This window comes from Alteromonas sp. MMG017, assembly GCF_018100795.1.
Classification (GTDB): domain Bacteria; phylum Pseudomonadota; class Gammaproteobacteria; order Enterobacterales; family Alteromonadaceae; genus Alteromonas.
The window spans coordinates 25917-38550 of record NZ_JAGJDY010000016.1 but is presented as its reverse complement, the minus strand read 5'-3'; the positions used below and the strand labels follow the sequence as shown (position 1 = coordinate 38550).

The following is a 12634-nucleotide window of genomic DNA, read 5'->3' as shown; positions in this document are numbered from 1 at the left end:
CCGTGTTGTTTGGCCAATGGAAACGTTAACTCTTTTGTAGCAATTTATCTTCAAGTCGAGAAATTTCTTGTCTTCTACCTAAATCGGCAAGTGGACGATCTGTTCTAGCAGGGGCTTGACTCGCTTTTTTTACATACGCTCGAGCTTTATCGTACTCTCCGTTATCATACAAAAATTCGGCGTAGAAATAGTTTGGGTCAATACCATCAGGGTTTATTTCCAAAGCGTGCTCCAACAGCTTTTTCGCTTTTTTATCATTCCCAAAACTAATAGGCCAACTCGGTAACTTGTGATAAAGCACTCCTAAACTGGTCATGGCCGACCCTGCCAAGGCTTTTTCATCTAGTCGCATTGCATGCTCAAAATTCTTACGCGCGGCTTTAGCGTAGCTAAGCGCATCTAATCCACCTTTAGCCCCTGCTGCGCTTGATTGAATAATTCCCAGCCAAATGATCAATTCAGGGTTGCTAGGATCTTGCTGAATAAAAAGCTTCGCTTTTTCAATAAGCGGAGAAAAGGCGTTTTCTTTTTGCTTGTCCGCCAACGCATAATTGATATGCGCCCATTCATGTTGAAGCTCGGAAAGCGGAGATTGAACCGCCTGCTGGAATGACGATTTTAATGCATCGTTTGAGGATTGATTTACATCATCTTGTGCAAGTGTGTCACTCATAACGCCTAAAGATAATATAAGTAAGGCGACTTGGGTTACGGGGGCTATATTTTTCATCATGATCACTCCGGTATTAAACCAACTTGTGGGATAAGTCATTGTGTTGGACACTATCTATGTGCTGGTTCGATTCACTTTTGCTGAAAGTGTGACGTTTAATAGTGGACAGCTGTTTTGCCAAAGCCTTATCTACTACGTTTGGAAAAATGGCATTTAATTTGGCAAAGCATCGCTCAGCAAAGCCAATGCTAAGCCGCGCTTTATCTTGTTCTAGCAATTTAATGAGTGCTTGAGCAACAATGTCAGGTGTATCAATTTGATTGCCCATAGCTTGATTAAGCGCCACTACTCTTTCGTCATTAATAGCTGTAGATGTGGCTCGGGGGGCTAAATAGTGAAACCGAATATTACTGTCGTGATATTCACGATGCAGTGATTCGGTCCAGCCTTTAAGTGCAAACTTAGTCGCGCAATAGGTGCTGTGAGCAGCAAAACCAATACTGCCAAATGCAGATCCTACATTGACCACATGTGCGTTGGCTCGCAACGCTAAAAATGGAATTAACCTTTGGGTAAGTAACATCGGAGACAATAGATTCGTTGTTACCACTGACTCCACTGGCGCACTTGTAAATTCACCGACATGAGTTGTACCTGCATTGTTTACCAACATACTTATCGGTAGTCGCTCACATGCGTGAATAAGTTTCTCTCGCCCTTCGTGAAGCGAAATATCCGCAGCTAAAAAAGTATGATGATGCTTGAGGGACTTTTTTAGCTGTTTCAACTTTGCTTCATTTCTGCCAGTCAAAATAAGGTGTGCGCCTTTTTCATCAAGCACTTTGGCAAAGGCCTGCCCAATGCCACCACTTGCACCTGTGATCAGTATCACTTGATTGTGCCATTCAATATTCATAATGATTTGCCTTGAATTAACCTAAACTAAAACCGCGCTGAACGAATCATGCAATTTGCGCAATGGGATGTAAGCCATGATGAGGGGTAAGTTCGCGAAAAATATCACCATATAAGCGATAAAACATATTGGCGCTACGTATTATCAAGGCTTGCTCTTGGGGATCTGATATTTTGTTCATCAAACCCTCAAAGAAAACGATATGTTCTTGGTCGAGGCTGCCGTGTGAGGTCAGGTATCTGAAAGCAGATATTGGTAGCGATAGCTTATCCTTTATTTGTTGAGCCGCAGCATCAGCCAACGCAATGCTTGTGCCTTCAAGTACGAATACCATTCCAAAGAAATAAAGTGGGTTTTTACGTGCAATTGCGTCAAACGCATAGGCAACCATAAGCTCGGTCGCCGGAGCGGGATGGCCATGACGTGCTTGTTCTTTGTCTACTCCACATGCAGCTAGATCGTTTAGAATCCACTCTTGGTGTCCCATTTCCTCTTCGATGTACTCACCTATAGCTTCACGAAGCCACTCTTTGTCGTCACCTAATTTAGCGCCGGTTGACATAAGTAGTGGCACCGTAAATTTCACGTGGTGATAGGCCTGCTGCAGGAAAGCGATATAATCATCAACCGAAAAGTCGCCACTAAAACAGCGCTGAATTATTGGCGCTTGTAGAAAATTGCTTCTAGCTTGCTCGGTACTATCTTGCAGTTGTTGATAAAAAGACATTATTTACTCTCCAGGGGTAATGTGTTGAATCGCACTTTCTTAAGCGTGTGAGAAAAATTAGATGTCGCATACAGCGCACTTATATTGCTACTGTAATAAGCGAGCACGCTGTCTCGTTTGATCTTACCCGTTTGAGTAAGTAACCCATTTTCTAATGTGAAGGGCGCAACGACCACAAAGTCCTCTACTTGTGCATAATCTGGTAGATGCTGATTAATTGATGCTGTGGCTTTGTGTAATTCATCAATTGAAATATCCGGGGACGTCGGTACTAGCAGGGCAATACAATAAGGACGTGCCTCACAGAATATAAGTACCTGTCGCAATACCCCACTCCCCATTAGTAAGGACTCAATCCATTCAGGCGATACGTTTCTGCCTGCGCTGTTAACCATAATATTTTTCTTACGCCCGCTTAGAGTCAGTACCCCGTCGGCAATTGTGCCAAGGTCTCCGGTTCTCACCTGTGTAGGATAAAAACTTTCTGGTTGATTCAAATACCCTAAAAAGTGGTTGCCGGTCACGACAATTTCGCCGCTGTCGATACTAAGTGTATTATGGCCTAGCGCTTTACCTGCAGCCCCCAGCACATTGCACTGTGGCGTATTCAACGTAGAGACAGAAACAGCCTCAGACAGGCCGTATCCTTCATAGACAGGTAGACCTTTCGCTCTTGCTTGAGCCAGTATAATAGGTGAAACATGCGCACCGCCCACAGCGATAAAAGTCAACGACACCGGTGGAAGCCAGCCTTTTAAGCAGGCTTGTAGAAGCATCATAAGTAATTCTGGTACTAAGATAATTGAGGTTGGCTGGACACTGTCTATGAGGTCTAATAATGCCTGTGGATTCACAAGACGACTCCCCTCAAACCCTCTGGCACTCGCTGACGCAAGCTGCACAGTACCGCCATGAAATAGTGGTGCGTAGATACCCGCTATGTTTTCGAGCAATGTAGATAAAGGCAGTAAGCACAAATGGTGGACATCATCTTGATCAAAAGCGCTATCAATAGACTTTGCAACCCGCCACTGGGATTCACTAGAAAGGCATACCCCTTTTGGCGTGCCTGTTGACCCCGATGTGAAGGTGATTTTATTGGTACCCGTCGGCATAAAAACTGCCGTAGAGTTTGAAACAAGGGCATAGCCAATAATGTTTAAGCTATCACTTAAAATCTCCCTCTTCGAAGAAGGAAATAACGTTAATGCTTCGCTTGTGAGTAGGTATTCACACTGACTTTCTTCGATAACATGTCGCTGCTGTGTTTCGCTGAAAAAAAGTGGAATAGGTACACAGCAAACTTGTGCTTGCTGGCACGCAAGATCACTTACCACCCAAGCAAAACTATTGTCCATAGCGATGCCTATCCGACTAACATTGTTGTTTATAATCCAATTGGCAAGTTTTGCGACTGCTTCTTTAAGTGCCGAGTACGTTAACGATTTACCTTTATGCTTCAGTGCAATGGCGTTGTCGTCACCGTTTAAATAGTGATTAAGCAACATGGGATGCTCCTTTTTGGTTACAAACTAAGGTATCGCTTAACTGCTGTTCGTTATCAGAACCAGCGATGAGCCCAATCGCTTGTAGATAATATTTACGAAGCGGTGCACTGCGCATTACATGATGAGTCACATTTCTAAGAGATAGAGTCATTACTTGCGGTGCCGTGTCGTAATACGTCCCCCAATCGTCATGATTGGACTCCAGCTTTTTAGCATCCGCGTTAGCCAAGGCAGTAAGCGAAATACCGGCGCCTTGTAGAAGTTCTTTTAGTTGTTTGGTTGCGCTAAAAACAAGGTGCTTTTTACCGACTTGAGAGAATAAAAAACACAGTGAAAGTAAAAGAGTTAGCGTGTATCTCGATGAACTACTAAATAAGTTACCCACTTCCACAATTTCGTGTCTTTTCGCACTAATTCCGTGGTGCAGCAGTACGCTTTCAATAGTGATAACGAGGTATTGCTCAATGAAGAGTACGTGGTTCATACTTCCAGTAGCACCACATCTCGCACCGACGGCAGCCTTAATTCCATTAACTTCAAGTGCAAACAACATAGGCATGAATGAAGTGATTCGCGCGTTATAGCGCGCAGCAAAGCCATTAGTAATAAAGGTTTCGATTGGCTGTCTTGCTGAGTGAGTGACATTTGCAGCAACAAAAGTAAGCGGTGAGTGCAATCTTCTCTGCTGGGAGGTAAACCCATCATTGTTTAGATTAGGTGCTTCCGATAAATTAAGGCTCATACATACACTCTTGTGCTCTTCGATAGTATGAGTATTGACGTGCTAGCTTAAGAGAACCTTAAGTTAGTCATTGTTTTTAGTAAGGCTAGATAAAAAAATTATCACGCTAAAATACAGTGGCGTTGTAACGCAGCGCGCTACACTAACGTTTACGACCATCATATCGAACAAAAATAGTCTAATGTTGTCACCATTTTATGAACGGTAAATAGAGCCATCTGAAAGCAGTTTACATTCCACATCAGCGGCTGTTGAAGGTATAAGTAACCACTCTTCTCGATGTGCAAAGCCCAACGATACTGCCTTCTCTAAATTGACACACTGAAATAGGTAGTTTTTAGGCGCTAACAAATAGCGAATGGGCTGGGCTTTGAGCCATGCCCATGCAGTGCCATTCTCTCTATCTTTTTCAGTATGATAACCAAAGTGAGTGACGGAAAACGGAGCAAAAAGTAGGTATTGTTCTTTAAAACTGACAATACCTACATCCAAAATATCGATGTCGGGTGAAATAATATTACTTTGGGTTTGAACACGCATTAGCAACTGCGTTGGCGTGCGCAAATCATTGAGCACCCATACGCCAATTGTCGACGGAACAACAGTTGTTATCACTAACCACAAAATAAGATGTTTAGTGAAATTTATAAACTGCGTGCTCACACCCATTATTCCGACTAAGAAGAAAATAGCACCTAATGTGGTTATCATGCTTAATGTGCAGTGAAAGCGTAACATTAATGCGTTTACTGTTTGCTCGTTAAATATAAGTACAGCGGCAGCTGCGATTGCCCCTAGCGAAATCAGAAGCGTCACTGAACGCGCCAAAATACTAATAGTTTTTGAAACACCGTCACGAGACAGTAGAAGCCCTGCAATCATAGCAACAGCAGGCAGTGCAGGAAGTATATAAACACCTCGTTTCCCTGGGCTAAAACTGAAAAACGCTACCACTAACACCACCCATATCGCTAGCGAAAAGTAGGCTGGGCTCTTCATCAAAACCCGTTTAATTTGCTTTCTCTTGACTACCATCACCATAAGAGGGGGAAACCAAAACAGTGGAATAACCTCGATGGCGTAGTAATACCATGGCTCAATATGGTGCCAAGCATTTGCGTATCGCTGAGCAGTTTGCTTCAACAGAATATTAGATAAGTACTGTTGAATTATTGGATCTTGCTTATATGCGCCTAGATAAAGTACAGGTCCTAACCAAGCCAAAACTACACTCAGCATTATCAACGGCCCGAGTAATGCGCGTTTTCTCCATCTTGTGGTGGGGAGTTGCTTTTTAATGGCAAAAAAAGAAAGAGGGACTAGGAGAAAAAGCGGTAAGAAACCCACACCTTTAGTAATAACTCCCAAACCCATTGCAACCCAAGCGATAAAATAGCAACGCCAACTTTCTGCTACACAAAAATGGCGAACAAAGCCATAAACGCCAACCCAAACAAAACAAGCAACCAACGCATCTATTTGAGCAAACTTAGCTTGAATTAGAAATTGTGGGCTTATTAATAGTAGTACCATGCTCAGTATCGCTGCATTCTCATCAGCAAGAGCTCGTGATAATCGATAAGTGACTGTCAGCGTTACAAGACTTGCGATGGCATTCGGTAGAAGCATGGCAACGCTTAAACTACCAGTCAAAAGGTAGAAAAGTGCGATACTCCACATAAAAAAAGGAGGCTTATCAGGATAAATTTCGCCCCCACGCATTGGAATAAGCCATTGACCGCTTGTTACCATCTCCTTGGCAACTAAAGCAAAACGAGGTTCGTCGGGCGGCCAAGCATCGCGAAGGCCCATACCACTGAAAATAATGATAGCCGCAACAACGAAAAGTACGAAAGCGGTACGCTCGTGACGAAATATGTTTGTCACTACGCATTATCCTTACGAGTAAAGCGCATCATAGAAAGTATTAGCATAACGCTAACCACTAGACCTGCTATATGGACAGGTTGCTCGAAAGCATTAATATACCGTGAGCCACTTCCGAGCATTGAAAAAAGTAAGGTTTGCGGGATAAAACCTAATGCGCTGGCCGTAATAAAGGAGGTAAAAGGTACTCGAAACGCGCCTGCTATAGCATTGGTTGCAACATTGGAACCTATTGGAAACAATCGAACCATGAGTACTGTTCGAAAGCTGTTTCGAACGAGTTTCTCACGCAGTTGTGAAAAACGGCTCGCGTAAGCATCTGATTTAATAAGTTTGGCTATGCGCTTTCTCAGAAAACGGCGAACTAATAGATAGGCTGTACTTGCAGAGACGCAGGTAAGGAATAGCGCTATTAAGCCCCCCTCAAAAGCGCCGAAGCCAACACCACAGATAAAGCTAACTGCTTGCCGGGGGACACCTAATGTCATCAATACAACAAAAGCACACAATACCAAGAGTACTCCTTCTGTTTCACGCTCCGTTATATATGATGTTAGCCAGTTTGGATCGGTGCTGTGTATGAAAACTTCACTGGTTACTTGAAGTGATAGATAACAAGCAACCCCCATCATCAATGTACCCACCAAGAAGCTGAGAGTACTTCTAAAAGGAAAGCCATTACTTTTCATACGTCATTGTCTTGTTAGTGGTATCGAGTCTATTGCGATACATCAGCCATCTCACGCCGAGCATATCTATAACACCGGCTAAACCTCTATTCCAGGCATTGTAATTTGACTGACCTTCAAGCCGCGCTCGGTGATTCACTGGCACACAAACTATATTGCCACCTAGACGCTTAGTAAGCGCAGGTATATACCGGTGCATATGATCAAAATAAGGGAGCAGTAAAAATGTGCTTCGTGGAAGCAGCTTTAACCCGCACCCAGAATCAGATGTGTCATCTTTTAAAATCCACTGTCGTATTCGATTTGCCACTTTGGATTGAATACGTTTCCATTTCGTATCTTTCCTTTTTTGACGATGACCGATGATGCAAAAATGCACGCCACTTTCTTGTTTAGCTGTTGCTATTAATTTAGGGATATCCGCAGGATCGTTTTGACCATCAGCATCTAATGTAACCACCCACTTTCCACGAGCCGAGAGTACACCGTGATAAACAGATGTACTTTGTCCACAGCTACTAGGGTGTGTGATTATCTTGCAAGCAGGGGAAAGTGAGTCCATCAAGGAAACAAGTAATGCCGACGTGTCATCATCACTACCGTCATCGACTACGATGATTTCGGTGAGTTCAGGCGTTAATGAATTTGCAATTTCTTTTAATAAGAAAGGAAGGTTTTTCGCTTCGTTTTTTGCGGGTATTACCACACTAACTTCAATCTGGTGCATAAGGTTGATGTCTAAAAATAACTATGCACAATACGGTAAAAAAGAAACCTTAAGAAAATCTTAAGGTAATTCATTTTTGTTAATTAAAACTCGAATTCTAGTGACATTCTCAAAGTATGATCCTTACTGTCTCCATTAAGCCCCGCGATAAAGCCAAGCTCCCATTTTAATTGCTTTTGCCTTTCAAAACGTTTAATACCCATAAAAGCTGGTCCAACGCCGACATAGTCCTCGGCTACATATAGTTCAATACCCGGCTGAACTTCAGGGATCCACCGGTAGCGATACTTTGCTTTGAATTCCCCTTCCCATTCGTTGGTAACAGTTTCTCCCCATTCGTATACCAAACTTACGTTGGTGGTCAGGCTAAACTGGCCAAACTCTTTCTCAGTGAGTATGCCCGCCTTTGCTGCCCAGTCATCGGTATTGTGTTGTTTCTCTAACTCAAACAGGGTTCCCCAATCAGCCCAATACTTTCCACGTTCAGTGACCATCCAGCGAAGCTCAAGCTCATAAGAATCTAGTCCAAAATCCTGATTTTCATCGCGAGCTCCCACTAGGTAAGTTTCTAAGATCACAAACTCAGAAAGGGCGTACCCAAACGAGAAGCGTTGCATTAGGACATTACCGTTATCATTTTGGCGTGAGGTTAGACGCCACTCAACTTCCCGCTCAAAAGGCAATACATAGGGTTGGTAGACACGGTCTACGGTAAAGTTGTCAGCACTTACGGAAAAAGTGGTAAGAAGGACAAATAGCAATATAACTATACGCGTCATTGTATAACCTCCACCTGTTGCCACAGTGCAGGTATGCGCTTCCTTATTGCAGCGATGGCGTTGGGCACAGCTAGGGTAAATAGAAATAACAATATGTAACTCATCGAAGGAGTGGCTTCATAGCCAATTAATGCGTTCAATAAATGCCCATACTCGCTCTTGTCGCTAATGATGTGACTACTATCCCAAACTTGTTGGGGAGTAGGAAATATATCTATTTGCTCCAGAAGTAACGCTACGTTTGCAACTTGCGCGGCAACAAAAACGGTGGTTAAACGAAACGTCGCTTTTTGGCTTACAAAATGAGTTAGTACGATATTGAGCAAAATAGCGATGCTAATGCTGATACCCAGCCCAATGGTAGTGCCAAGAAAAAGCAACGTACTATCGCTGCTATGCGAGAACTCTGATACAAAGTACACCATAAAGTGCAGACTGTTAGGTAGCCCTATCCCAAACATAAGCAACGTAATACCCATACTGTTTACGCTACGTTTTGAAAAAGGACAGATAACAAGTACACAGATGCCTATCCACGCACTTACTAATAGCGAGGATTTTAGTAACTCAAAACCAGCGCCTTCGGCCAATTCAGAGATAACGCCTAAATATGAATAAGAAATTACGGCGATTACAAGCAATAAGACTATTCGCCACATTAGTGACAAGCAAGACACGCTAGGTATCGCAATAAGTAAACTAAGTAATAAAAAAATGGGCAATGTATCTCTCAGGAAAAGTACCACGGTATTAATGAGCATCTGGCTCCTCCTTTTGCGATTGCACAACTACTTTGCCTACCGCACTGTTAGGGTGGAACTCTCCAAAAAAAGGGTACTCCCCTGGAGCCAGCGGCCCTATATAAATAATGCCTTTGCTGTTGGCAAAAATCACTTTTTCTCTGTTAAGCGAAAAGCTGTCTATTTCCTCAGGGGTATCATCAAAATTGATAAAAGTAAGACGTACCTTTTTTCCTGCTGGAACCACTACATTTTGAGGGTAAAAAAGATGATCTTTAATTTCTACCACTACTTCAGGTAGCGCATACACTTGAAAAGAGGCAAATGAGAAAAGGGCCAGAGAAATTTTAACGTAGAAGTTCATTTTTAAACTCTACCTTTACAACAAGGCCCCCCAACGTAGCATCATCAAGCACAACATAAGCATCATGCAGAGCAGCAATTTGAGACACTATGGCCAAACCAAGGCCACTACCCGTCGTGGTCTTAGCTTGTGTTGCACGGTTAAATCGCTTTAGCACACTGGGTCTTTCATTTGCTGGGATTCCAGGGCCTGAGTCCGCAACACTTAAAATCACTTTCGATGCTAGCTTTTCAATTCGAACAACAATTTGTGCTCCCTCTTGAGAATAATTACTCGCGTTGGTGATCAGGTTCTGCAACAAGGTGTACAACATAAAATGGACACTGTTTAGCCAAACCTCATCACCTTCCAAGGATATTTCTTGCTGTTTAGCTTCAATTTTCCCGTACAGGTCACTAATAACTTCTTGGGCTACATAGTGCAGATTTACTGCCTCCTTTTGCTCTACAAAAGTCTCTGGGCTGGTGCGTGTTAGTAATAAAAATTGATTCACCGCGTGAATCATCCTATCGGTATCCCGTTGAAGTATTTCAAGTAATTTACCGCTATCACCTAACTCCTCAGCGATATTATGGATATTGATTTTCATCACACTTAGCGGTGTACGCAGCTCATGTGCTGCGTTAGATGCAAACTGCTGCTCTCTATCAAACGCGGCACTAAGACGAGAAAACATGGAGTTGAGCGTAGAAACAACAGGTTCAAGCTCACTGGGTTCTCTATCAAGTGAAATGGTAGAAAGATCATTACCTGTTCGCTTAGCCAGCTTTTGGGAAAGCTGTTTTAGAGGAGCAAGTCCCCACGTTATTCCCAAGAACAAAATTACAGCAAGGAGGGGAACACTAATAATAAAAGGTGTTATGGAAGCAACGGTTAATGCATCTGTTAAGGTAAAGCGATGACTCAATGGTTGAGCCACCATGTACCAAGAGCTTTCACCTTTTACATAAGAGGTATTCACACGCCATCGTGTTCCTAAAACATTTTTTTCTGAGAACCCCTCTTTAAAGTCAGAAAGTGGCGCTTTTAACACTTCGCTTGAGCTTTTTATCAGCTTATCGTCTTGCCAAATTTGAAATAACAAAGTGTGGTCTTTATTTGATGCCTCTCCATTAAAAGAAGCAATAGCGCGACTCAACGCTGTTAGCTCATTATCAAGTAACGTAGTTGATATATCGATTGTGGCACGATACCCGTGCAGCGCCGCACTGAAGACAATAAGTACTAGGGCACTGGTAAGGGTTAAAATAAGAAAGCGACGAATCGACGTCACGTTATTCTCCAGAGTTGGATATGCAATACCCCACGCCTCTAATTGTTCGAATAAAGTTTTCTGGCATCTTTTTTCTCAAATGACTGATGTGGACTTCTATCGTGTTACTTGCTACTTCCTCCCCCCACTCATAGAGCTTACTCTCAAGCTGATGCTTACTCAGTATACGCCCAGCGTTTTCAATTAGCGCCTTCAAAAGCATAAGCTCTCTTCGAGGAAGATGCACCTTATCTCCCTCAATAGTCAGTGTATGGTGCGCGGTATCAAGACTGACGTTCTTTACAGTGATCACACTTTGGGATGCAGTACCTAGCCTACGCTCCAACACCCGCAGGCGTGCTAGTAACTCATCAATTTCAAAGGGTTTTGGGAGGTAATCATCTGCACCCGCATCTAGCCCAGAGATTTTGTCGGTAGTTTTGTCTCTTGCTGTAAGAATTAAGACTGGCAGTACTGGGTTGGTTTTGCGAATACGCTTAAGCACGTTCAATCCATCTTGATCTGGTAGACCTAGGTCGAGAATGACAATGTCGTTTTGCGACATCTTAAATGTGTTCAATGCGCTAGCACCATCGAAGACACAGTCTACGACGTAGTTTGCTTTACTCAATGAAACCTTAAGCGCACTGGACAATGGCCTATCGTCTTCTACTAACAGTATGCGCATATCATTCCTATAATTAGCTAATAAATTTAAGGGTACATTAGCAATATTAAGAAAACCTTAAGCTTTTTTATAATCAAGCTCGAAGTATAAGACAATCAACGTTCGGTGTGAAACTTGAGTAAATACACGAGAAATAAAGCCATGGTTGCCATTACCTAAAACAGCAATACCCTTGCATAGAAAAATGAACAGCTTACTTCTCATCATCTATTTTTCTCCCCTCGCCGTGTTGCTTTTTATTATTACGCCTAAACGTTGTTATCTCTTTTCGGAAGCACTGAGATTTATATGGACATTAGTTTACGGGAAGTCACTAAAGACAATTGGCTGGATATCATTCATTTAGAAATTACTGAAGAACAAGAAAACTATGTAGCGTTAAATTCGGAATCTATCGCCGAATCAAGTTTCTATCCCCATTACGTGAATAGAGCCATTTATCGAGGTGATGAGGCCGTAGGTTTTATCCAATATTATCAGGAGTTAGAAGAAAACCTACCTGACGAGTTTTATATTGCGCAATTCATGGTTGACGTCAAACATCAGGGGCAAGGCATTGGAAGAGTCGCGACCGAACAAGTTATAAAGGAAATGAGCGCCATTCCTGAATGTAAAAAAATAACAATTCTCTATATGCCAGGACACCATGCGATGCGAAAGTTCTATTCACAGTTCGGCTTTGTCGTAACCGAGGAAGACGACGAGGATGGTGTTGTGATGGAGCTTGAAATTAAATAACGTAAATGACGTTCCACACATTATTTTTCATGCATGACGATGACTGTCGTTATGGCGTACGTTCAAAAATGCAATTCACTATTGTTTAAAGAAATAGTTCCCCAAGCTTATGTTGTGCTGGAAAATCCATCATTAACAATTATAAGTTCACAGGCCGCTTTTAATTATTGAATGTAAGCCAACAGTGAAATTTGTCGTATAAAG

Annotated in this window: 14 protein-coding genes; 1 reads left to right on the top strand and 13 read right to left on the bottom strand. The window is 42.6% G+C overall.

Annotated features, from left to right (window positions below):
* Positions 1 to 25 precede the first annotated feature (25 nt).
* The 13 genes from J8L84_RS19110 to J8L84_RS19050 form a co-directional block, all read right to left on the bottom strand.
* Positions 26 to 733 (bottom strand): tetratricopeptide repeat protein, encoded by a 708-nt coding sequence (locus tag J8L84_RS19110; RefSeq protein WP_247670889.1) that lies wholly within the window; start codon positions 731 to 733, stop codon positions 26 to 28.
* A gap of 13 nt (positions 734 to 746) precedes the next feature.
* Positions 747 to 1589, bottom strand: a complete 843-nt coding sequence (locus tag J8L84_RS19105) for an SDR family oxidoreductase (protein WP_211072085.1) — start codon at positions 1587 to 1589, stop codon at positions 747 to 749.
* Positions 1590 to 1635: 46 nt separating this feature from the next.
* On the bottom strand, positions 1636 to 2316 hold the full coding sequence (locus J8L84_RS19100; RefSeq protein WP_211072084.1) for an iron-containing redox enzyme family protein: 681 nt from the start codon (positions 2314 to 2316) through the stop codon (positions 1636 to 1638).
* Entirely contained in the window at positions 2316 to 3824 is a 1509-nt protein-coding gene (locus J8L84_RS19095; RefSeq protein ID WP_211072083.1) for an AMP-binding protein, read from the bottom strand. Before J8L84_RS19095 ends, J8L84_RS19100 begins: the two co-directional genes overlap by 1 nt.
* The gene (locus J8L84_RS19090; RefSeq protein WP_211072082.1) at positions 3814 to 4566 is read right to left on the bottom strand and encodes a thermostable hemolysin; all 753 of its coding nucleotides are present in this window, start codon (positions 4564 to 4566) and stop codon (positions 3814 to 3816) included. Before J8L84_RS19090 ends, J8L84_RS19095 begins: the two co-directional genes overlap by 11 nt.
* A gap of 195 nt (positions 4567 to 4761) precedes the next feature.
* Positions 4762 to 6453 carry a glycosyltransferase family 39 protein gene (locus J8L84_RS19085; protein WP_211072081.1) on the bottom strand — a complete coding sequence of 564 codons (1692 nt, stop codon included), beginning with the start codon at positions 6451 to 6453 and terminating at the stop codon, positions 4762 to 4764.
* Positions 6453 to 7142: a VTT domain-containing protein gene (locus J8L84_RS19080; protein ID WP_211072080.1), complete on the bottom strand. Its 690-nt coding sequence runs from the start codon at positions 7140 to 7142 to the stop codon at positions 6453 to 6455. The genes J8L84_RS19085 and J8L84_RS19080 overlap by 1 nt, the downstream gene beginning before the upstream one ends.
* On the bottom strand, positions 7132 to 7869 hold the full coding sequence (locus tag J8L84_RS19075) for a glycosyltransferase family 2 protein (RefSeq protein WP_211072079.1): 738 nt from the start codon (positions 7867 to 7869) through the stop codon (positions 7132 to 7134). The genes J8L84_RS19080 and J8L84_RS19075 overlap by 11 nt, the downstream gene beginning before the upstream one ends.
* A gap of 83 nt (positions 7870 to 7952) precedes the next feature.
* The gene (locus tag J8L84_RS19070; protein WP_211072078.1) at positions 7953 to 8648 is read right to left on the bottom strand and encodes a hypothetical protein; all 696 of its coding nucleotides are present in this window, start codon (positions 8646 to 8648) and stop codon (positions 7953 to 7955) included.
* Positions 8645 to 9409 carry an FTR1 family iron permease gene (locus tag J8L84_RS19065; RefSeq protein ID WP_211072077.1) on the bottom strand — a complete coding sequence of 255 codons (765 nt, stop codon included), beginning with the start codon at positions 9407 to 9409 and terminating at the stop codon, positions 8645 to 8647. Before J8L84_RS19065 ends, J8L84_RS19070 begins: the two co-directional genes overlap by 4 nt.
* Entirely contained in the window at positions 9399 to 9752 is a 354-nt protein-coding gene (locus J8L84_RS19060; RefSeq protein WP_211072076.1) for a cupredoxin domain-containing protein, read from the bottom strand. Before J8L84_RS19060 ends, J8L84_RS19065 begins: the two co-directional genes overlap by 11 nt.
* Complete coding sequence (locus J8L84_RS20695; protein WP_211072075.1) at positions 9736 to 11025, bottom strand: ATP-binding protein; 1290 nt, start codon at positions 11023 to 11025, stop codon at positions 9736 to 9738. Before J8L84_RS20695 ends, J8L84_RS19060 begins: the two co-directional genes overlap by 17 nt.
* Position 11026: 1 nt before the next feature.
* Complete coding sequence (locus J8L84_RS19050; RefSeq protein ID WP_211072074.1) at positions 11027 to 11692, bottom strand: response regulator transcription factor; 666 nt, start codon at positions 11690 to 11692, stop codon at positions 11027 to 11029.
* 255 nt (positions 11693 to 11947) lie between these two features.
* On the opposite strand from J8L84_RS19050, the gene J8L84_RS19045 reads away from it, so the two are divergent.
* Positions 11948 to 12430: a GNAT family N-acetyltransferase gene (locus J8L84_RS19045; protein ID WP_247670888.1), complete on the top strand. Its 483-nt coding sequence runs from the start codon at positions 11948 to 11950 to the stop codon at positions 12428 to 12430.
* The last annotated feature ends 204 nt before the right edge of the window (positions 12431 to 12634 follow it).